This is a genomic window from Chryseomicrobium aureum (assembly GCF_043182735.1).
Classification (GTDB): Bacteria; Bacillota; Bacilli; order Bacillales_A; family Planococcaceae; genus Chryseomicrobium; species Chryseomicrobium aureum.
This window is the reverse complement of the sequence record NZ_CP171117.1, coordinates 1841813-1863740: the sequence shown is the minus strand read 5'-3', so window position 1 is coordinate 1863740 and position 21928 is coordinate 1841813. Positions and strand designations below refer to the sequence as shown.

Genomic DNA, 21928 nt, shown 5'->3' with positions numbered 1-21928 from the left:
GAATTGAGCGGCCCCAGTCCTTTTCGTTCTTAATTTGTTCTTGAAAGCAATCATCGGAAGATGAATCAGGCTATTTAAAGTACATTCTGGTTTGCAATCAGTCAGTTTCACATCTAAAGCTACTCCTCCCGCGGTTCTAGATCCACCGGACGAATAGTTCCCCAAGGACTGACATAAATAGTGGCTTTCAAATCAACAGCCTCTTCTAGCACCAGACCTTGTCCCTGTTCTACATAAAACTGTTCCAAATTCTCTACGGACACCCTATTCCCCCAATAGGTGCCATCAAGCGCTCCGAAGAAATTCTCTGCCTCTATTCGATCTATCGTAGCATACCCATCTTCTCCTTCAGTCAATGAAAAGTGAACTCGATCTCCATCTTGAAAGCCTGCATCCCGAACTGCATCATTTATGTCCGGATATTGAAGAAGAACATATTCTCCATAGAATGGATCCCAAGGGTCATACGGTTCAGCACGTAATACAAACTCATCACCAAACCAAGTCGTTGCATAATAGCTGAGTAGAATAGCGCCTACTGCAAGTGTTTGAATAAGTGGTAAACTGAACTTTTTCATTGTGCAGCACCTTCTTTCCGGCGGTTCAACCACCAGCCGATTCCTGCAAGAACAAACAATAAAATCGCGCCCAGTAAGAAGAACAATGCCATATCAAGTCGTTGCCATGCATAAATGAAGTAAATCACAAATTGAATCAAAATAAAGAACAAGAATCCGCTTTTTAACGATCGGCCCTCGCGCTGTGCGAAGAATAAATAGCCAAAACCGAGTAGTTCGGCCAAAATCGTTAAGCCGATTGCCGTCTCATCAAAGAGAAGTAAACCAATCACGCCAAGTGCTGCTACCCATACAATTTGTCGGTCCTTCTGCCATGCAAAGAATCCAAATAGAAGGGCAACTACTGCTAGAGAACTGGATTCTAACCAACTCAAATCGACCAACGAAAAATCAGTTTCAGCTCTAGCAATGAGATACCCAATTCCAGTAATCGCTGCAATGACTTGAATCAATGGACGGATAACTAGTTTTTTGTCTGGTAGAACAAAAACTAGCGCAGCTAATACAAAAAGTGTCCAAAGCGGCCAAAGTGCACTCTCATACTCAACGAGTATCCAAAGAACTAGACCTGCCCCAAACAAATGAAGATAACTAAACGCAATAGCTTCTGGTCGATTCGTCACATAGAAATGCGTTGCAGTGATGGCAATGAATACGAGCCATTCAACCCAGCCTACATCAGGCATGAACGAGAATAAGAGTAGTGTCCCCGCTATAAAACTAGCGACAGAAAACAATGGATGTTTCACTAAATAGAGATGAGCTAAAGCTGCTAAATAGGCTAGCCAAGGTAGAATGGAATTTGAAGTAGATAAATGAAATGTTTGAAGAGTCACTAAAACGGCTGCAATAAAGAATGCGTACCCTGTTAAATAGAAAATCAAAGGCTGACCAATCTGCTTCTTTTCAGAAAAATAAGCCAGTACATACGCAATCCACATGAAGAGAAGAATTGTAACGGTTTTTAAAATGTCTGGAATCACACTCCAGTTTGCTGCTATAAAGCTAAAGACCGCAAGCGTTAGAAAGATGAGACCGATAGAAAGTAATAAAGGAATCTTGCGTTTGACCGGTTGTTTTTCTTCATACTGAAGAATTGCATTTACAGCCGTTTGATCCAGTATTCCTGCCTGCTGCCACTCCGACAATTTCTTTTGCCAATCGTGCATTTTCTCCACCTCCTACTTGAAGTATACTCCTACTTTTTCACTTTTGCTTATCAAAATTTACCTTATTTTGAGGTATACTGTAGAAGACATAAACGAGGGGGAAAACAGGTGAAAACACTACTATTAACTGGCTTCGAGCCATTTTTATCTTTCTCACTGAATCCGACGATGAAGATAGTAGAAGAGTTACAAGGAGAGGAGATAAATGGCTACAAAATTTGTGGGCGTATACTTCCTGTAGATTTCAATCGGTCCGAAGACATACTGATTGAACTATTAAATGAATTGAAACCAGATATACATATCTCTTTAGGACTTGCGGGAGGCCGAACGAAAATAACTCCAGAGCGCATTGCCATCAATAGTAAAGATGGAGATGCCGATAACGAAGGGCACGCGCCCCAAGACGAACCTATTGACCCGAACGGACAAGAAGCATTCTTCTCAACACTTCCCATTCGTCAAATGATTCAAGCCCTAACGGCAGCTGGATACCCAGCAGAGATTTCAAATACTGCAGGTACCTATTTGTGCAACAACATCATGTATGCAGGACGTCGTTTTGCAGAACAGCAAGCACCCGCAATGCAATCTGGATTTATCCACATTCCAGCTTCACACGAATTGGCAATTGAGCATGGAAGAGTACCAAGTTGGTCTCATGCAGACTTAGTAGCCTCTATCCGTATATGTCTACAAATTGCTACAGAAAACTAGGAGGACTACCAATGAACGAACTATATAATCGCTGGCTTGAGTCGGACGCATTAGATGAGGAGTTACGTGCAGAGCTACTCGAAATGTCCGATGAACAAAAAATAGATGCATTTTATCAAGAATTAGAATTTGGAACAGGAGGGATGCGGGGAGTGATTGGTGCAGGGACGAATCGGTTGAATATCTTAACCGTTCGCCGTGTTGCTCACGGAATCGCTGCTTATATTCAGGCGCTTGCTCAAGAAGAGAGCGAAAAAGGATTTGTGATTGCCTATGACAATCGAAGAAAATCTCCTGAATTTGCAGCAGAGGTTGCGGCTGTACTAAGTGACTTTAAGATTCAAGTCTATTTGTACGCTGAGCCGAGAACAACGCCTCAACTGTCTTTCTCTGTACGTGAATTAGGGTGCTCGATGGGAATGATGATTACAGCAAGTCACAACCCACCTGAATATAATGGTTTGAAGATCTACGGGCCAGACGGGGCACAGTTAAATCTTGAAGATGCAGAAAAAGTTGTAGCATCTATACAGCAAATTGGTGCACCAGAAAGTTTGGAAGCCCCTACTTATGCAAACAAGAGTGTAACGAAGATTGGAGAGGAGCTAGATACACGGTATTGTTCACAAGTCGAAACAGTGCTATTCGATAAAGAAAAGCTTCAGTCAACTTCATTGCGCACAGTATTTACACCACTTCACGGGGCTTCAGGATCTACTGTACGAAAAATTGTAGACAACCTGCAGATACCAAACTTTACCTACGTAGAGGAGCAGATGAAGCCGGACGGAGAATTTCCTACGTTAACATCCGCAAATCCAGAAGATGAAAGTGCATTTGAACTTGCGATTCACTACGGAAAGCACCACCAATCGGATCTTCTAATCGCTGTCGATCCAGATGGTGACCGAGTTGGACTTGCAGTTTGGCATCAAGGATCCTATAGATTATTGAATGGAAATGAGACCGGAGCACTGGCACTGCACTTCATTCTTTCCCAACACCAAAAAGCCGGGACTCTACCCGAACATGGTTATATCTACAAAACAATTGTAACTTCGGAAATGGGACGTGCGATCGGTGAGAGTTTCGGCATGACTGTAGAAGATGTTTTAACTGGGTTCAAATTTATTGGAGAGAAGATTCGGGAGAACGAAAATGACCCATCTTACGAATTTTTATTCGGATACGAAGAAAGCTATGGTTACCTTGCCAAAGATTTTGCGCGTGATAAAGATGCGATCCAATTAGTGTTTGTTTTAACGGAAATGGCGAACTATTATTTAGAACGAGGAATGACACTGCTAGACGGATTGGAAGAGTTATATGCAACATATGGCGTATTTAAAGAAAAATTGATTTCAGTGACAGTGAAAGGGGCAACAGGTGCTGAAAAAATTAGTAAAGCACTTGAAACCGTACGTCAGGAAGAACCTTTTGAGCTAGTAAATAGCGAAGTTCTCTATATAGAAGATTATCTTTCCCAAGTTCAAAAGTCCCGTATAGGTCTAAAACAATTAAGTCTACCAAAAGCTAATGTCCTAAAATTTGTTTTATCTGACGGAACTTGGGTTTGTTTACGCCCTAGTGGTACGGAACCAAAGATAAAGTACTACATTGGCGTACACAAATCGACAATAGAAGAAGCAACTACTAGACTGAATGAAGTAGCTTCTTGGGTCAATAGTTGGATGGAAATGAAATTAAATTCGTAAACTTTCCCAACCCCCAAGTCCTATCTATTTAAAAACTCGGTTGCTATACTTAGTTACAGAAGAATAGAGCTGAGGAGGAATCAACATGAACAGTACAAGTATTCTTGCAACACGACCGATGGATCAGTTATATGTATCTGGACTAAAGAAACGTTTTCTCGAAACTTTAAAGGAAGAATCTATGGTTTTTTCAAGCCATGCACCAAACCGAGTCCACGCAGTCGTTCAAGCCGTTTTTGAATTGATGAATCAAGAACGCGTGGTTGAAGCCTCAAAAAGTGAAATTGCAGAGCGTGCGGGATTGACTCTCTACTTCGCTTCTCAAATTTTGAAGCAGCTTGAAAAAGAAGGCTATGTTCTACTACGTCGTGGTATCATGGTCCTCCAATTTAAATAAGACCCCCAAATCACAGTCTCCTACAATAAAGGTGACTGTGATTTTTTATCGTCTCGATTAGAGTCTAAGAGTGATTGAAATACAATTCCCGTAATTGAGCCAAAGCCTTTTTCTTTCTCTTTTTTACGCCAGCAGTAGATAGACCGATTGCAGTTGCTATTTCTTCGGCTGTCAAACCGTGAAAATAACTTAAGTAGAGCACTTGTTGATAAGGGAGTGGTAAACTATTGATTACTAATTTTATCTGTTCCGAAACCGCTTCTGCCTCTATAGAAATAAAGTAAGAGTCTTCCATTGGAACATCCTTAAATGATTTTTTTAACTCATCAAGCACACTTCCATACATACAACGATAGGCGTATCCTGCAAAGGAACCTTTCGATTCTTCATAATTCATTGAAGCTTTCCAAAGTGCAATCATAGCAACTTGTCGAAAGGTTTCATGATCTTTATAGATGAACGTTTTACGTAAGATCGAACTAATCATCGGTTGATACGCTTCAGCAATTTCTTCAAAAGAGGGCATGTTTTTGTCCTTTAGTACTTGTACAAGTAAGGTTTTCCTAGGTGAGTCTTACTTTACAGAGTTCCTCTAGTACGTGCGAACAGAGCAAGGGAACGTTTAGGATAGCAAACGTAGTCGTTTACACTACAAAACTACAAATTTGCAAAACGAAACTTTCATAAAATGAGGAAAATTCAGATAAAAGTATTTACTGGCTAAAAATGGAACGCTATACTGAAATTAGTCGGACTTAAGAAGGAGAAGTAAATGAAGATAGGTGAACAGTGGAGATTATCTGGAGTGGATAGTCGATCGATCTATGCTGTGGCAGGATGGTATATACACCCTTTTAAATCAATAATTTTCACCAAAGACGGTGTGCACTATTCAGAACTAACAGCATTTCAAGTGTTAGAAGAATTATGTATTCGCAATGGAGCGTCTTACAAAGGAAGGGAAGAAGCGACGCGCGCTTTAAGTAATCGGCGTTATACGAAGAAAGTGCCGGTTTTAATAGCAACACCAGGTGTGGCGGCATTCCCAACGTGCTCTCCGAATCATCTGGATTGTGTATGGTTATTCAATCACTTCATGACCTTCACAAAACTAACGGAATCGAAAACTCAAGTGGAGTTTCTAAATGGAGAAAAAATCTGCGTTAAAGCTTCAGTAGCCATGTTAGAGAAACAGAGGAGTCGAAATTTCAGTGTTGTTGGCTTTTATACACTTCATACATACTAAAAACCCCGTCTGAGAACGGGGTTTTTACATGTAGATTATTATTGAACGCGAGCGTATCCGAAACCTGATGCATAGTCATCGCCGACTGCAGCACCACGGCCACCTAAGATATCATTTGCTCTTGCACGGTTTTGTAAGTTTGTACGTAATGTAGCTGCCGTCCAAGTTGGGTTTTGTGCCCAAACTTTTGCTGCTAGACCTGCCACGTGAGGAGACGCCATAGATGTACCACTGATAGTGTTGTAGCCACCATTGTTCCAAGTAGAGTAGATTGCTGCACCTGGAGCAGAGATTTCAACATCACCAACACCAATTACATAGTCCCCATCTGTTGCTGTGAACCCACGAGAAGAGAAGTCTGCTACGCGAAGAGTTCCATTTTCTAGACGGTTTTCAAGAGCTGCAACAGCGATTGCATTGCGAAGTGCGCCTGGGTAACCGATTGAACCTTGTGCCGGACCAGAGTTCCCAGCTGCTGCAACTACTAGAACACCTTTTCCATATGCATAGTCTACTGCACTCGAGATTAAGCTGTTGTTAGCAGAAGAACCTAAAGACATGTTGATAACAGTTTTTGTACGAGTAGCTGTTGCTTGATCCGCTGCGTGGCGAATCGCTGCTGCGATGTCATCTGAGTACCCTGAACCATTATCACCTAATACTTTGTATGCCCACAGGTCTGAATCTGGAGCAACTCCGTAAAGTCCAAGTTTGTCACTACCGCCGTCTGCTAATGCAGAACCTGCAACGTGCGTACCGTGTCCATTAGCATCGTTACATTGACCATTCGTTAAACCAGCAGCCGTCGTGAAATCTTTACATTGCTCCACAGTGTTCACAAGGTCGATGTGGTTAACATTTACACCTGTATCAAGAACTGCGATGTTAATACCACCGCCACCGCTTGTAGAGGCCAAGTTATTATTATTGTAGATGGACTTGATTCCCCAAGGGACTTGTTGTGTAGGTGTTTGCGCTGTTGCCTGAACAGTACCTGGCTTTTTTGCTGCGCGCAAGTCAGCTGCTACAGTCACTTGATCAACTTTCGTCACTTTAAGGTTCTTGTTCTTTTGCAATGCAGCAAATTGTTTTTCCGTCATCTCAGTAGAGAATGAGTTGCCATTAGCAAACTCCCAACGTTTCCCGTAAGTTGCTTTAGCGGAATTCAATTGTGCTTTCGATTGACTCATTGTTGATACGCCGCCACTAGAAGCTGATGCTTCAATAAGAACACGAATCTTTTCGCCACCGTTTGCATTCACGTTTACTTCAGCTGCTGCTACACTCGTCATCGAGCCAGCCATGGATAATGCCAGTAATCCACTCATCACGATTGCTTTTGCTTTGTTCATCTTCATACGTCTCTTCTCCTCCACCATTGTCTAATTTTTTCGTCCTCATTATGTAGGACTCTCTTTTTTGGTATCGCTTTGATTCTGCATGTTCGCTACTTTTAACGAGCGAGTGTCCAACCACTCACTCCCTTCATTAGTAGACTCAGTACCAAGGGATACGTTCAAAAGGTTTCGTGCGAGCGATTCAGTGGAATGATAGCGCTAAGCATTCTACTTCACGATTTCGCACAAGCTGTTCCCGATCTTCTTTGCAAAGAGCTGGGTGTGGTGCTGATATGACTATAGCATGGGCAAAATATTTTGTTTATTGGGAAAACTTTAGAACGAATATACGTTCTCTTTTCCCAACATTTTCTACTATTTCCCTGTCTATACATTCCATTATTTGTTTTGTTAATTCCGAAAATTTGTTCTAAAATAAAGGAGAGCCGAGGGGAGGTCGAGGAAAAATGAAGATAGGATCCTTAATTAAGTTCCATCGTACAAAGCAAGGTCTTACGCAACAAACCCTTGCAGATGGGATTTGTTCCGTTCCTCATTTGAGTAAGATTGAAAACAACAGCAAAGAAGCCAACGAAGAGACAATCCGCTTACTCTTAGAGCGCCTAAGTATAGACTTGCAGGATGTTGAGAAGTTAGAAGTGGAGATCAAAGAGCTGTTGAAGCAGTTTACAGATCAGATGTATTATCTTGAAAGAGAAGAAGTCAAAAAATCGTTTGAGAAACTTCAAAAAAAGAAAGATCTAATTCCCTTTACAGAGTACTTATATCTATATGAATTATATAAAACACGATATTACTTATTCATAAATGAACTAGATTTAGCTGAAAATCAATTGAAATGGTTAAACTCTCATCGACAGAACTTTTCCCAACAAGAACAGTATTTACATTTATATGTTAGTGCTATAGCTTTAATCTTAAGGGGGAAAATGGAAGATGCAGACAAACAATTGAGCTACCTAATTGAAAATGCGATTTTAACTCCAGACTATATAGGGGAACTTAATTATAATTTTTCATTAGTTAAATCTAGCTTAAATCAATACGGTCCTTCGATTTATTATGGTAAGAATGCTTTACAACAGTTTAAAGAAGATTTTAATTTTATTAGAATTGCGAACACTCAGATGTTACTGGCAGTAAATTACTCTAGAGCAAATATGTTCAATGAAGCAGAAGAGATATATAAACATCTAATTCGTAATACAAGAATTCTTCACATGACACATCTTTTACCAAATATTTATCATAATATGGGAGACCTCTATCATACAATGACCCAATACAGTCTTGCATCATTATACTTTAAAAAAGCAATGGATTTATTGGAACCACAATCAGATTTATATATGCTTTGTCTTTATAATAAGGCTGTTACTGAATTCGAAGGAAATAGGTTTGAGGAGAGTCAAGAAAGCTTTAGACAGCTCTATAGTGTGGCAAGTAAGTATCAACATACACATTATCAATTATTTTCTAATTTTCATTCATTATTTATGCAGGATCAAGTGGATGATGCAATGATTTATTTAGAAAATAAAATTCTACCTTATACTAAAAAAAGGTCGGAATTAAAAGAATCTCACCAACATTTCTCATATTTGTTAGCGGATTATTTTAAAGAAAAAGGCCAATATGATAAAGCAGTCCAACTACTAGATTAAATGGAGGTTATATTTATGAAAAAGCGTTTAGTATTTACAGCTATCTTAGCTTTTGCACTTTTCTTTTCCGTTGCAAACGATATTACGGTAATGGCTGCTCCAGACTTTTTTAGTCCAACAGCTGCAGGAAGAACACCAACTATTCCAATCTTGCCACCAGTTGATTGATTCTAAAGAGGCCTAGGCCTCTTTTTTTTATTGTTTTTCGTCTAATTGAATATCTAATTGGAAAATATTCCTTTGTGTAGATGACTATTTTCTACTATCATTAGACAAAAAGGTAAAGTAGGCATAGACATGAACTATAAATTATTTATAACTGATCAATTGGAAGAACAGTCTCTTTACTATGATCCAGCTTCCTCCTTATATTCAAAATTAACAAGTGATGAAGACTTATCAGATAAAGAGTTAGATACATTATTAAAACGAATTGGTTATTCTAAACAAATGATTAACCAAAAGTTAAATCACATAAAAAACCTTCTAAATCTATTGACTAAACACTTGATATACACAGATTATGATAAAGCCGAATTTGTATATTCGGAAATAACGGCTTACGCAGATTTTATTTCCTATACGCCACATCACGTAATGGCTTTATTACTTAAAAACCGTTTCCACATTGCAAAGTATGAATACGATAAGATTCCGCCAATTCATAAAGCATTAAAGAAAAAACGTAAAGAGTTTACACCACTAGAAGAACTTCTATATGAGTACTTGTTGGGTCTGCATGAGATGTTAAAAGGGGAACTAGCTTCGGCAAATGATAGACTAGACCTTGTAATTCAGAGTACACCAACATTGTTTGGTTTTGAGGGGGAGGTCTACTATCATTTAAGTATTGTGAAAACCTATTTAGAAGAGCCAAGTAGAGCTATTTATTATGGGAAAAAGGCTTTGGACTATTTAAGTCAGCAGTACAATTACAAAAGGATTCTTCATGCTCAGATGTCTTTAGCTATTAATTGTGCACATGCAAAGATTTATGAAGATGCAGCAGAGTATTATGAACATCTACTCCGTAATGCGCAATTGCTTAACCAGCAAGAGCTGATTCCACATATTTATCACAATATGGGGGATTTATATTATAAGATGGGCAATTATTCGATGGCATTAGCTTACTTTAATATGGCAGTGAATCATTATGGAAAAGAAGATCTTCAATTTGGAAATTGCCTGTTTAACTTAGGATTAACGGAGTTAGAGTTGAAGAAGAAGGATGATGCTAAAGCTACATTTACAAGACTTCTAGAAGTTTCAGAGAGATTTGGATTTGAAAACTTCAGAATCTATGCGAATTACTATCTATTAGAATTAGATGGGCAGATAGAGGAAAGCATGAAGTATTTAGAAAATGTCTTACTTCCTTATACATCTGCAACACCCACAGAGAAGACTGTGCATTTGTTATTCTCCGATATGCTCGTCCGCTATTACAAAAACAAAGGCCAATACAAAAAGGCATTCAGTTATATAACTGACGAAAAATATAATGAAAAATCCTGATTTGGTTGTGCACCAAATCAGGATTTTTCTATAGCCGCTAATGCAGAGGCAAGCTTTGCAAAAAACTGCACATCCGTTGTTTGAATTTCAAGCTCGTTTAAAGCTTTTACTTGTTTTGGATGAAGACCAGAGACAAGTATTTGAACGCCCATGATTTGAGCGGATTTTACGAACTCATCAACACCGCGCCAGTTGATCAAATCGAATTCTCCTGAAGCTGTAAAATCGATAATAGCAATTGACGTATTTTCTTGTATGAAATGGTTTAATAATCGATGAAATATGGAGACCATTTGATCAGAGTCCATGGCACCAAAGATAGGAACAAGCGAGATACCCTCTCTCAATACAATGGCAGGAGCCGACAAATTTTGCATGTCTGTTAATAAGCCAGCTACACGATCTTTTTCTTCGATTAATTCTTCATTTCGTATCGTAAGTTCAGCTTGTAATGCACTTAGCTTAGAGCTTACTAATGAATATTGGGAAGATTTTTGGACGATTGTGCATACGCACTCTTCACGATTCCAAGTTACAAAGAGATCCACGAAGTTTAAACGCCCATTTTTTGCGTGTAAACTGATTTCTAAAGGTTCGCCACGTTTTAGTGTCTTCAAAAATTTTGCGACCTTCGATTGACTTCCTGGATCCACAACAGTTAAAAAGGTGCGGTGCCAGCCATATTCCGCAATGAACTCTTCAGATGCATCTTGTACTTCTAATGCTTCGTTTACTACTACTGCTGGAAGGGAAAAATCACGAAATCTTTTTGCCACTCGGGCCACCTTCCTTAACCCAGTTTTCTAATGAAGGTAAAGAATCCATGATAGTTACGGAAGAAGGGAGAAGGGTATGCAAATCGATTTGTTGCGTAATTCTTCCTCCAATGACAACTTCAATATCAGGACAATCTTCTTTTAATTTGAGAACTAAGCTCTGAATGGCCATAATGCGATGAACAAGAGCCGCTGAAATCGCAATGACATCTGGCTGCCACCGTTCGATGGCTTTGATGGCATGGGATTCAGGCATATTTGGACCGAGATAGCGTACACGCCATCCGTATTGTTTGAAAATGCTACTTACCATTTTGAGTCCGATGTAATGTTCTTCATCTTGGACGCCCATAAGTAAGACGGTTTTTTCATTTCGCTCTACAGGAGCTAAATGAATATCTAATCGGGAGAGAATAAAGTCGCAGATAGCCGTCGCGAGATGTTCATCTGCTACTGTAATTTTATTGTTCTCCCACAAGTTTCCTATGTGTTGCATCGCAGGCGTTAGCAAATCATTCATCATTTCTTGTCGAGATGTTTGGTTCATTTCTTTCTCGACCAGCTGAATCGCGCGTTCTTCGTCTCCATCTAACAAGTAGGAGGCGAGCTGATCTATTTTGTTCAATTGATCGAACTCCTTTCTCTCGCTACTTGTGAGTCGTTCTCTAAGTGTCGTTGCAAGAATTCACGCTGTTTTTTCCAATCAGGTATCATAGAACCAACCCCATCCTTTTATGTATCCTACAGTTTACCACTGTATAAGGTGTGTGTCTAAGCGGGAGGGTTCGAATCACACCATTTGTTCGGTTTTCTGATACGATAATGAAAAGTGGAGGGTGAGCTTATGAGTGAACGAATTCTAATAGTAGAAGATGAATTAAAGATAGCGCGGTTGCTTCAACTGGAATTAGAGTATGAAGGGTACAGAACCAAACTTGCCCACACGGGAATGGACGGGTTACTCTCATTTCGTGATGAACAGTTTGATTTGGTATTGCTAGATGTCATGCTGCCCGAAATGACCGGGTTTGAAGTGCTAAAACGTATTCGAGCTACAGATGAATGGACACCGGTGCTGTTAGTCACTGCCAAAAGTTCAGTGAAAGACAAGGTGGAAGGGTTAGACTTAGGAGCGACGGATTACATTACTAAGCCATTTGAGATGGAAGAAGTGTTTGCACGTATCCGTTCGGCACTTAGAAGAGCGTCTTCTAGTAAAGAACAAGGCGTTCAAATTGGTGGACTAGTTGTAGATGAATCGAGACATGAAGTAAAAGTTGAAGGACAAGTTGTTCAGCTTACACCTCGTGAATTCGAACTGCTTGCATACTTTGTAAAAAATCCAAACATTGTGTTGACCCGCGAGCAAATTTTAGATGCGGTTTGGGGATATGATTATTACGGAGATACGAATGTCGTGGATGTCTATGTGCGCTACGTCCGAAAGAAAATTGAGATGGAGAACCATACGTATATTCAAACGGTCCGAGGAGTGGGCTATGTGTTGAAGGAGTCGACTCATGAAGCTAAAGGCTAAAATTCAGCTGTTCTCGACGGGGCTGGCCATTGTGACTTTACTTATTGTAAATAGTCTTGCCTATTTTTTATTTGAACAGTTTTCCTACGACAACGCTGCTACTCCTCTTCGAAATGATGTACAGCAAGTAGCGGCAGCATTTACGAGTGTGACAGATCCTGCACAGTTGCCAACTATTTTAAGAGCCTTCGTGCCTGAAAATGGGGCGCTCCGCGTTTTAGAAGGTGAACAACTTCTCTCTTCTATAGAAACGAGAGAGGGGCTCTACAACTATGAAGTCGCCATCTCCCAAACAGAACCTTACACACGATCGACAAACGATAATGGTTCAGTAGTCAGTGTGGCAACGACAGCCATACTAGGCTCAGGAGAGATTGTGACGATTGAATTGCATCAGCAAACAAGTGCTTTAGATGATACGTTAGCGCTATTATTTAGAACGTTTGTATTGGTAACTCTTTTAGGTGCACTTTTATTAGTAACTGCGAACTTTTTAGTTGGAAAACAAGTGACGGCTCCGATTGAGCGATTGATTGCTCATATGAGGACCAATCGGGAGCAAGGTTCTTATCAAGTCGTGGAAGTGGAAGAAAATCGCAAAGATGAGCCAGCTCAAATGAGTCGAGAATTCAATGCCATGATGGAAAAGTTGGAAGAAAATTATTTGAAACAAGAAAACTTTGTTTCTAGTGCGGCACATGAATTGAAAACTCCGCTCACGATCATTGAAAGTTATGCGAGCCTTTTGAAAAGACGAGGAACCGAGGACCCTGAAGTTACAGCGGAATCACTGGATGCTATTACATCTGAAACAGAGCGGATGAAGCTGATGATTGAACAGTTTTTAGAGCTAGCGAGAAGTCAGCAATCTGTAGATATTGAATTGAAAGAAGCGAATATCGTTCCACTAGTGCAATCACTAGCCAACCAACTTCAATCCGTTTACTCTCGTGCCATTCATGTGTCCGCCCCTAAAGAAGTCTACCTAGAGACTGATGAGGCACGTTTACGCCAATTGTTGACTGTTTTACTTGACAATGCACAAAAATATAGTGAAAATCCTGTGCGCATCGAACTAGATAGTCGTCAAATCCGAATTCATGATGAAGGGGAAGGGATTCCAGAAGAAGCGATTCCACATCTTTTTGACCGATTCTACCGTGTCGATCAAGCTCGGACACGTTCCAAAGGCGGTAGCGGAATTGGACTAGCTATTGCGAAAGAACTGGCACACCAGTTGAAACTAGACATAACAGTAGAAAGTAAACTAGATGTTGGCACGACCGTGTATCTCACTCATAAAAAGTAGTTCTCAGCAAATTTTAATCTTTAGGTTTTATACTGTAGTCACAAAGTTAAATGAAAGGAGTGACGAGTATGCAAAAAAAACCTTGGTTTATTCCTTTACTGCTCACCGGCATTATTTTAATCGGTTCCATCTTTTACTTCCAGGTCACGACAGCTGGCGAAGAGCCAATGACCCGAACCGAGATTCAAGAGCAACTGGAACGTATGTACAGTGGGACCATTACAAACTTGGAACTTTCGGGTGAAAGTTACCGAGCGCAACTAGAAACGGATGATGGGTTTTACACTATTGAAGCAAATGCACGCTACGGGACAGTCGTATCAATAGTGCAGACCGAACAAAAGCAAGCAGAGTCATCAGAAGAAGAGCAACAACCGGAACAAGTTGAACCAGAGCCTGAAGAAACTCCAACAGAAGAACAGGAGCCTGTAGAACAAGCCCCTACACGTCTAACAGAGGAACAGGTCTCGGAGATTGCTCTGCAACAAGTTTCAGGAACTGTAGCAGATGTTGATTTCGAGCAGTCTGAAAGTGGCGGATATTATCTGGTGGAGATTGAGCAACCGGATCAAGGTGACGAGGATGGTCCAGAAGCCACCGTTCAAATTCATGCCATCACAGGTGAGGTACTTTCTGTGGTTTGGGATGACTAATTTTAGATGTGTAGAACGCCACTCTAGAAACTCCGAGGAAATCAGACGTGCCCGTGAAGGCGCTCTTCAGCCTTTGCGGGTGCGGCTGATTCCGGAGTGTGTTTCTGGCGTTCGGAACTCGATTGCGAGTAGATGTGTAGAACGCTATTTCAACAAATGAGCTTCCTCCTCGGAAGATTACTTTAAAGAAGAATTATGAATGAAAAGGACTGGGGCCGCTCTATTTGAGCGGCCCCAGCGCCATTCTTCTTAGTTTGTCCTTCCATAATCATCTCCAGCTGAACCTAATTTGTTCAAGTGCTTCTTTGCAGGAAGTAGTTCCTTGCAACTTCTTTGAGTCGGCTCCGCCTCTATTTAGTAATCATGTCAATTTGTTTTGCACTAACACATATAATTACTGCCGGGCTGTGCTAACGCAAGGCCCGATTTGGTGGGATTCACATATAATCTAGGACGACGATTTTAGTAAAGTGGATTTGCAATCGTTCTCCAATAGGTGCTAGGCACCCAATAGAAGTTGAGTGGAATGGAGGGGTTGACTCCAGTGGGATTACAGTCTGCCGTGAGATCCCGCAGGAGTATGCGACGAGGAAGCTCACGCAGCGCCCACGGAAAGCAGCCCCGCAGTGGAACTCAACTTCTTGCAGCGCCCAATTTCTAAACAGTCGGCTCCACATTTTAAAGATTCTCATCAAACTCTAATGTTCTTCACATAAACCTCTCATCTTCACTGGATATGATAAGAGTAACCAAAAAAGAGGAGGCGTTACAAAATGAAATTTAACAAATGGTTACTTATCCCAGCCGCAACAGGAGCATTAGTCGTAGGAGGTGTCGCACTCGCCGATGATCGAGATGACTTAGCTGACTACATTCCAGTCAATCAACAACCAGCGAATGCCGAATACATCACGCAAGAAGAAGCACTGAAAATCGCAAACGAACGTGTAGAAGGAGAAGTTGTAGAAATCTCACTTGATTCAGATGACCGACGTGTTCACTTTGATGTTGAAATGAAAGATGGCACATACGAATATGAATTTGATATCGATGCGGTGAGTGGAGATGTCTTTGACTTTGAGCGTGACCGTGACGATGATGATTCCAATCGTTCACAAACACAATCCACTTCTGTGCAATCCGGTGGAACAGCTCAAGTGGCGAATACTGAAGATGCGCTAACTATGGAAGAAGCAATTGCTATCGCACTGAATGAAGTGACTGGAACAGTGACAGGCGCTGAACGCGATGATAACTATTACGAAATTGAAGTACGCGATGGAAATGTAGAATACGAATTTGATATCGATGCATTCACAGGAGAAATTCTGAAGTTCGAAAAGGATACAGAAGATGACGACGATTTAGACGACTAATCAAAAGAGGCCATGCGCCTCTTTTTTTATGTGTGAAAACCGTTTAGTCATTAGAGGAGGTCGGGTATAGTAAGAAAAATGAATTTTAAAACTGGAGGCCTTTGAATGAAAACACCAAAACCAGACTATCGAATGAATCGTGGCATCTTAACCGCGATTGGAGCGATTGGATTAGCACAAGGATTAAAGATTTTAACACATAAAAAAGTAACAGGTAATTGGGACGTGAAAAAGGCAATTTCGACAGGTGGGATGCCAAGCTCTCACTCAGCAGGAGTTTCTGCACTTGCCTCCTATGTAGCTGCGAATAAAGGGTTTCGCCACACTGAAACTGCATTATCCGTCACATTTGGGATCATTGTTATGTACGACGCACAAGGTATTCGGAGACATACAGGAGAGATTGCCCAACTTGTAAATGATTTGGAAGACCAATTTTCTAAAATCTCAGGAGAGTTTCCAAGTTATGAATATATTGAACGTGAAAAAGAACTAAAAGAGCTTTTAGGACATCAACCTGTTGAGGTTGCCGCTGGGGCCCTTCTTGGTACTGTTTGTGGAATTATTTCCGCAAAAATCGAAGGAAAATAAAGCTACGAAAAAAAGTAACTTCTCTGGATTGATTTAGAGAAGTTACTTTTTTGTGTTTTTTGTAATGTGACGATTTAGTTCACTTGAACAAACTTAGTGACTTTTTCCTGATCAAAAGGTTCTAAACAGTCTTCATTAAAATGACCAATCATGTAGTGGACCATTTCATTTCGAAGAGCTTCATCTTGAATCACTTGTAACGCTTCTAAACATGCCAGCAAAACATTTATATCTTCGCGCCCATAATGCGCAAGACCTGAAAACGTTTGAAACAATAAGTCACGGTTCGATTTGTGAGGAAGTACTACGCTTCCTTCTTCAGATGAAAAGTGGACATAAGAAGCAGCTTCTTCAAGTGCCTGCGGAAGCAACCCGCTTAAATGGTGAATGCAAAGGATCGCCGTGTTTGGATCGTTGATTCCGGGTGAAATCGCACGTAAAGCAATCTCCACTATCTTTTGGATAGCATAACTTACATCTTGATTCGCTGAAGGTTCCGGCCCAATCACAAAATACTCGGCTATAGAATCAATCACTTTTTCAGTACCTTCAACTTTTAAAAGGGGCTCATTTTTCGTCACGAACGAACCAATCGGCTTTAGAATTTCAAGTTTCACTTTGTTTGAACTAGCACATTTCATAAGCGCGTCTATCTCAATCATTCGAATGTAGCCGACAGCATCCGAAGAAATGAGATGCGTCTCTTCCACTTTATGAACCGGTTTTTCAGCTAATCTGACATACGAATAACGTGAATAAAGCTTTTCATTCTTTTCAAATACAGCATGCGTATCTGCTGCTAAATCTGCTACTAAGTTACTGACTTGGATCGATGTGGCTACACTATGAATGAAATAAGCAAAAAATGCTAAACAAATGACAGCGAACACTACGCCTACTGTAGCTGAAATAACATTATGATCAATAGAAGCTTCTCGCATAAAGAGTAGAGAAAGAATCGAGTATACAAAGCCTCCCATGAAAATTCCTAGAACGCGCATCGTCACTTTGTCTGTTATAAAATTCTTCAACACACGTGGGGAAAACTGACTGGAGTATGTAGTCAATACTACCATGATTGTAGAAAAGGTAATCGTCGTCATCGTTAACAATGCGCCTGCAATTGTACCTAAAATCGTTTGTGCCAAGTCAACGGAAGTCAGCATGAAGTAGGGCAGTTCTTCCACCAGTTCCCCGATATAGAGCGTATCGATCAATACGGTAGCGATAGCAAGCAATGCAGAGAAGAACGTAAATAGGGTCGGAGTAAACCAGATACTATCATTTAGTCGAAATAACCATTTTTTCATAGATTTCCTCCTTTAAAATTTAGTATAACAGGTTTCTCTTTTATACCATGCAGGGAATAGGTAAGCAAACAGGTGAGGAGGGCTTACATATGGAAGAAACTAAACCTTGGATTCGGCGCTTTAGCCGAGTCGGGTACATGACAAAAGGAATCGTCTTTATCATCATTGGTATACTCGCCCTTCTCGCGGCTTTTGGAACCGGTGGAGAAACAACAGGAACTACAGGAGCTGTCGAGTCAGTGGCAACTATGCCATTTGGAAGACTATTGCTATGGATAATTGGAATTGGGTTATTTGGGTATATTGCTTGGAATTTGATTAAAGCAATCAAAGACCCACAGGGAGAAGGGAAGGACGCCAAGGGGATTGTAAAGCGCATTGGCTATTTAGTGAGTGCAATCATTTATGGAAATCTAGCAATCGGAGCAATTTTACTTGCCATGCGACAAAAATCCTCTTCAGGTGGAGGAGAGTCGGAACAAGAGATTTCGGCTAGATTGATGGAGCAGCCATTTGGCGTTTGGCTTGTAGGTTTAGTCGGGGTCATTATTATGGTTTATGGACTTTACGAATTGCAAAGTGGTGCACGTCTCAAGTTTATGGAACAACTGAAAACGCAGGAAATGAATGCAAAAGAGAAATCCGCTGCTGAGAAGGCAGGAAGAGTCGGATTGATTGCACGAGGTTTAGTATTAGCAATGATCGGTTTCTTCTTTTTACGTACAGCATGGACACATAATCCGGATGAATCTAAAGGAGTGGGAGGGGCTTTTGATGAATTGGCGTCTCAACCTTATGGCATGTTCTTACTCGCAATTGTAGCAGCGGGCATTATACTTTATGGAATTTATCAATTTATTCGTGGACGTTATGAGCGTATGAACTACGGTCGTCAATAAAGTGTTTGGAAAAGTATGAGAAAGAAATTAGTTTTTTTATTAAGATTGAGGAAATGTAAATTTTAAAAGTGAGTAGGGGTGACTCCAGCGGGATTAAAAGCGGAAGCTGAGACCTTGTTTAAGATGTGGAGAACGCCGATCTAGAAATTCCGAGGAAATCAGACGTGCCCATGAAGGCGAAGTTCAGCCTTTGTGGGTTCGGCTGATTCCGGAGTGTATTTCTGGCGCTCGCAACTCGATTTTGGCTCAGCACGCGCCCGCGGAACGCTTCCCCTACTCATCCTCAACTATACTAAAGGAGTTTCTCTATTAATATGAGAAACTCCTTTTATTATTTCATGTAGTAGATTCCTCAATTATAAGAAATTTCGAAAAATAGCTTTTCTTTTCTGGAAATGAGCGTATAATAACATATAATATATTGCAGGATATTGCAAAAAGTCGAAGGGGAGTATGTTGAATGGTTGTTCAAGTTGAAAAGTCAATCTCACATGATAGAAAAGCAAAAGTGCCGGATCAGCAACTCATTTTCGGTCGCACATTTACAGACCATATGTTTGTTGCGGATTACAGCGCGGGGCATGGCTGGCATGATTTCCGCATACAGCCCTATCAACCGCTTGTTTTAGACCCTTCTGCCATTGTTCTTCATTACGGTCAGACAGTTTTCGAAGGATTAAAAGCGTACAAATCTTCTACGGGCAAAATCCGATTGTTCCGCCCGCGGTTAAACTTTGAACGGATGAATGAGTCTTGTGCACGTATGTCTATGCCGGCAGTTGACCCAGATGCAATGCTTGATGCGTTGATGGAACTCCTTCAACTTGAGAAAGAGTGGATTCCAACAGCCCCAGGAACGAGTTTGTATATTCGTCCATTTATGATCGCAACGGAAGCCTATTTAGGTGTGGCACCTTCACAAAAGTACCAATTCATGATCATCCTTTCCCCAGTGGGCTCTTATTATAAAGAAGGAATCGCTCCTGTTAAAATTCTTGTAGAGAATCAATATGTACGGGCCGTAGCTGGCGGTACAGGAACTGCGAAGACAGCCGGAAATTATGCGGCGAGCTTAAAAGCCCAAGAAACAGCCGCAGCAGAAGGCTATGCTCAAGTCATGTGGTTAGATGGAGTCGAACGAAAGTATATCGAAGAAGTAGGAAGCATGAACGTGTTTTTCAAAATCGATGGAAAAGTATACACGCCTGCTCTAAATGGAAGCATTTTAGATGGCATCACGCGCCGGTCCATCATCGATATCCTCCGCTACTGGGAAGTGCCTGTGATTGAAAAGCGTATTTCGATGGAAGAAGTTCGGGATGCACATCGTACAGGTAAATTAGAAGAAGCATGGGGGACGGGAACAGCAGCGGTGATTTCACCAATTGGCGAGTTCCGTTGGCAGAATGAATTGTTTTATGTGAATAATGGCCAAACAGGAGAAGTGTCTGCTCGGCTTTATGATACATTGACGGGAATTCAGACAGGGGAACAACCAGACCCGTTTGGGTGGACGATTGAGTTTTAATTAAAGAACAGGTGACAGGCACCATTTGGAAGTCGATTCCAAATGGTGCCTGTCACCTTTTTATTAGGAAGCCCTACAGCAAGACCGCCATTTCCTGGGAGAGTTTCACCGAGCCTCCCCACGGAAGCTGAAAGAAGAGCACTTTCAGCTTCGTTGCCGGGTCTCGGTAAAACTCTGATATCCCGGGAAATGACGGCCTTACTTCCAGGCTCTGCTAACTAAATAAATTTATCCAAACTTGCTGTCCTCACATTTAGCGTTTCTAACATAGCAGTCAAAAAAAGCCACACATGAGGAAATACTAACCTCGCGTGTGGCGTTTTCTACTTCTTATTGGAATCGAGTTGCGCCTCCTAGAAATCCCGCAAGAAGCCATCGCGGTCTATGAAGCAAAGAACGCTTCACAGCCCACGCTGTCTTCTCGCACAATTTCTGAACAGTCGGCTCCACATCTAAAATACTCTTACTTCTTTTTACGCTTCGATAGACGCCCAACTGCAAATGCAGCAGCTGCAAGCCCAATCATTTTGTTCGTGTCTTTCGTGAATACTTGCTTCACGACGAGATTCATATTTTGTGGACGCTCTGCAAGACGACGCATGAAGTAGCCGTACCAGTCTTGACCAAACGGCACATACACACAGAAGTTATAGCCTTCTTGTGCTAATTCTTTTTGCATGTCTGTACGGAAGCCGTAAAGCATCTGGAACTCAAATTTGTCAGTTGAGATATTGTTCTCTTTTACAAACTGTTTCACATGATTGATGACATTGTGATCATGTGTTGCGATGGATGTGAATTTCCCGTGTAATAAGTGATACTCGATCAATTCGATATAGTTCGCATCGATTTCTTCTTTCGTCTGATAGGCAACTTCAGCAGGCTCTTTATAAGCACCTTTTACAATGCGTAGACGAAAGTTTTTATACTTTTGAATATCTTCTTCAGCACGGAAGAAGTACGCCTGAATCACAGTACCCACATTTGTGAATTCTTTTGATAGCTCATCTAAAATGTCAAATGACGGTTGAAGATGCTTATTGGATTCCATGTCGATGTTGATAAACATATCGGTTTTGCTCGCACGCTCGACGATTTCATAAAGATTTTCTAATGCAAAATCATAATCAATATCTAGACCAAGTTGTGAAGGCTTTAAAGAAATATGTGCGTCTACTTGGTGTTCGTTGATTGCATCAATCACTTCTAAAATTTGCGCTTTTGCAGCAAGTGCTTCTTCACGTTCAAAAACAAATTCACCTAAATTGTCTACAGTTGCTGAAATACCCATTGCATTTAATTTCTTAATGCTTTCAATAGTTTCTTCTACTGTAGTACCTGCTACTACGTGTTGTGCGCCCATTTTTAAACCGTAGCGTTTTGCTGCAGCATTTAACGTTTGGTTTTCAGATAAAGCGATAAAAAAATCTCTTAACATGGCGATTCCCCTATCTATTCAAATTAAAGAAAGTATATCATATATCGCAATTGAAAACGATGATTCTGAAAATTAGGAAGATGGCTATCATTAAACTTAAAATGAATTACTAAGTATATAAAGTTTAGTGTAAGTATTCGGTCTTTTGA

The 21928-nt window shown here is 40.8% G+C and carries 22 protein-coding genes; 14 read left to right on the top strand and 8 right to left on the bottom strand.

Annotation, left to right across the window (positions count from 1 at the left end; all coding sequences use genetic code 11):
- Positions 1-119: 119 nt before the first annotated feature.
- Both ACF3OH_RS09785 and ACF3OH_RS09780 read right to left on the bottom strand, forming a co-directional pair.
- The gene (locus tag ACF3OH_RS09785) at positions 120-578 is read right to left on the bottom strand and encodes a GDYXXLXY domain-containing protein (protein ID WP_204590540.1); all 459 of its coding nucleotides are present in this window, start codon (positions 576-578) and stop codon (positions 120-122) included.
- Positions 575-1747, bottom strand: coding sequence for a DUF2157 domain-containing protein (locus tag ACF3OH_RS09780; RefSeq protein WP_392454346.1), 1173 nt, complete (start codon positions 1745-1747; stop codon positions 575-577). Before ACF3OH_RS09780 ends, ACF3OH_RS09785 begins: the two co-directional genes overlap by 4 nt.
- Positions 1748-1855: 108 nt before the next feature.
- On the opposite strand from ACF3OH_RS09780, the gene pcp reads away from it, so the two are divergent.
- The 3 genes from pcp to ACF3OH_RS09765 all read left to right on the top strand — a co-directional run bounded on the left by pcp (position 1856) and on the right by ACF3OH_RS09765 (position 4576).
- Positions 1856-2464 (top strand): pyroglutamyl-peptidase I, encoded by a 609-nt coding sequence (pcp, locus tag ACF3OH_RS09775; RefSeq protein ID WP_392454344.1) that lies wholly within the window; start codon positions 1856-1858, stop codon positions 2462-2464.
- Positions 2465-2475: 11 nt separating this feature from the next.
- Complete coding sequence (locus ACF3OH_RS09770) at positions 2476-4179, top strand: phospho-sugar mutase (RefSeq protein ID WP_392454342.1); 1704 nt, start codon at positions 2476-2478, stop codon at positions 4177-4179.
- Between the two features lie 85 nt (positions 4180-4264).
- Positions 4265-4576: a hypothetical protein gene (locus tag ACF3OH_RS09765; protein WP_392454341.1), complete on the top strand. Its 312-nt coding sequence runs from the start codon at positions 4265-4267 to the stop codon at positions 4574-4576.
- A gap of 64 nt (positions 4577-4640) precedes the next feature.
- Here ACF3OH_RS09765 and ACF3OH_RS09760 read toward each other — a convergent pair whose 3' ends face one another.
- Positions 4641-5102 carry a sigma-70 family RNA polymerase sigma factor gene (locus ACF3OH_RS09760; RefSeq protein ID WP_392454340.1) on the bottom strand — a complete coding sequence of 154 codons (462 nt, stop codon included), beginning with the start codon at positions 5100-5102 and terminating at the stop codon, positions 4641-4643.
- Between the two features lie 246 nt (positions 5103-5348).
- On the opposite strand from ACF3OH_RS09760, the gene ACF3OH_RS09755 reads away from it, so the two are divergent.
- Complete coding sequence (locus ACF3OH_RS09755; protein WP_204590534.1) at positions 5349-5822, top strand: competence protein ComK; 474 nt, start codon at positions 5349-5351, stop codon at positions 5820-5822.
- Between the two features lie 38 nt (positions 5823-5860).
- Here ACF3OH_RS09755 and ACF3OH_RS09750 read toward each other — a convergent pair whose 3' ends face one another.
- The gene (locus ACF3OH_RS09750) at positions 5861-7174 is read right to left on the bottom strand and encodes a S8 family serine peptidase (protein ID WP_392456754.1); all 1314 of its coding nucleotides are present in this window, start codon (positions 7172-7174) and stop codon (positions 5861-5863) included.
- A gap of 452 nt (positions 7175-7626) precedes the next feature.
- Between ACF3OH_RS09750 and ACF3OH_RS09745 the strand changes: the two genes are divergently transcribed.
- The 3 genes from ACF3OH_RS09745 to ACF3OH_RS09735 all read left to right on the top strand — a co-directional run bounded on the left by ACF3OH_RS09745 (position 7627) and on the right by ACF3OH_RS09735 (position 10362).
- The gene (locus ACF3OH_RS09745) at positions 7627-8844 is read left to right on the top strand and encodes a helix-turn-helix domain-containing protein (RefSeq protein WP_392454338.1); all 1218 of its coding nucleotides are present in this window, start codon (positions 7627-7629) and stop codon (positions 8842-8844) included.
- Positions 8845-8859: 15 nt separating this feature from the next.
- Positions 8860-9012 carry a hypothetical protein gene (locus ACF3OH_RS09740; protein ID WP_392454336.1) on the top strand — a complete coding sequence of 51 codons (153 nt, stop codon included), beginning with the start codon at positions 8860-8862 and terminating at the stop codon, positions 9010-9012.
- Between the two features lie 129 nt (positions 9013-9141).
- Positions 9142-10362 (top strand): tol-pal system YbgF family protein, encoded by a 1221-nt coding sequence (locus ACF3OH_RS09735; protein ID WP_392454335.1) that lies wholly within the window; start codon positions 9142-9144, stop codon positions 10360-10362.
- A gap of 17 nt (positions 10363-10379) precedes the next feature.
- Here the strand turns inward: ACF3OH_RS09735 and ACF3OH_RS09730 are convergent, their stop codons facing one another.
- Entirely contained in the window at positions 10380-11138 is a 759-nt protein-coding gene (locus ACF3OH_RS09730) for an STAS domain-containing protein (RefSeq protein WP_392454334.1), read from the bottom strand.
- On the bottom strand, positions 11119-11763 hold the full coding sequence (locus ACF3OH_RS09725) for a B12-binding domain-containing protein (protein ID WP_392454332.1): 645 nt from the start codon (positions 11761-11763) through the stop codon (positions 11119-11121). The genes ACF3OH_RS09730 and ACF3OH_RS09725 overlap by 20 nt, the downstream gene beginning before the upstream one ends.
- A 219-nt stretch (positions 11764-11982) precedes the next feature.
- Between ACF3OH_RS09725 and ACF3OH_RS09720 the strand changes: the two genes are divergently transcribed.
- The 5 genes from ACF3OH_RS09720 to ACF3OH_RS09700 all read left to right on the top strand — a co-directional run bounded on the left by ACF3OH_RS09720 (position 11983) and on the right by ACF3OH_RS09700 (position 16604).
- Positions 11983-12675 (top strand): response regulator transcription factor, encoded by a 693-nt coding sequence (locus tag ACF3OH_RS09720; RefSeq protein WP_392454331.1) that lies wholly within the window; start codon positions 11983-11985, stop codon positions 12673-12675.
- Complete coding sequence (locus tag ACF3OH_RS09715) at positions 12659-13984, top strand: sensor histidine kinase (protein ID WP_392454329.1); 1326 nt, start codon at positions 12659-12661, stop codon at positions 13982-13984. The genes ACF3OH_RS09720 and ACF3OH_RS09715 overlap by 17 nt, the downstream gene beginning before the upstream one ends.
- A gap of 68 nt (positions 13985-14052) precedes the next feature.
- Positions 14053-14637: a PepSY domain-containing protein gene (locus tag ACF3OH_RS09710; protein ID WP_392454327.1), complete on the top strand. Its 585-nt coding sequence runs from the start codon at positions 14053-14055 to the stop codon at positions 14635-14637.
- Positions 14638-15410: 773 nt separating this feature from the next.
- On the top strand, positions 15411-16013 hold the full coding sequence (locus ACF3OH_RS09705) for a PepSY domain-containing protein (protein WP_204590997.1): 603 nt from the start codon (positions 15411-15413) through the stop codon (positions 16011-16013).
- 105 nt (positions 16014-16118) lie between these two features.
- Positions 16119-16604, top strand: coding sequence for a divergent PAP2 family protein (locus tag ACF3OH_RS09700; protein WP_239584952.1), 486 nt, complete (start codon positions 16119-16121; stop codon positions 16602-16604).
- A gap of 74 nt (positions 16605-16678) precedes the next feature.
- Here ACF3OH_RS09700 and ACF3OH_RS09695 read toward each other — a convergent pair whose 3' ends face one another.
- Complete coding sequence (locus ACF3OH_RS09695) at positions 16679-17914, bottom strand: DUF2254 domain-containing protein (protein WP_392454325.1); 1236 nt, start codon at positions 17912-17914, stop codon at positions 16679-16681.
- 89 nt (positions 17915-18003) lie between these two features.
- Here ACF3OH_RS09695 and ACF3OH_RS09690 point away from each other — a divergent pair, with 89 nt between their 5' ends.
- Positions 18004-18813 (top strand): DUF1206 domain-containing protein, encoded by an 810-nt coding sequence (locus ACF3OH_RS09690; protein WP_392454323.1) that lies wholly within the window; start codon positions 18004-18006, stop codon positions 18811-18813.
- A gap of 460 nt (positions 18814-19273) precedes the next feature.
- Positions 19274-20341, top strand: a complete 1068-nt coding sequence (locus ACF3OH_RS09685) for a branched-chain amino acid aminotransferase (RefSeq protein WP_204590995.1) — start codon at positions 19274-19276, stop codon at positions 20339-20341.
- 463 nt (positions 20342-20804) lie between these two features.
- On the opposite strand, the gene ACF3OH_RS09680 is transcribed toward ACF3OH_RS09685, so the two are convergent.
- Positions 20805-21779, bottom strand: coding sequence for a proline dehydrogenase family protein (locus ACF3OH_RS09680; RefSeq protein ID WP_204590993.1), 975 nt, complete (start codon positions 21777-21779; stop codon positions 20805-20807).
- Between the last annotated feature and the right edge of the window lie 149 nt (positions 21780-21928).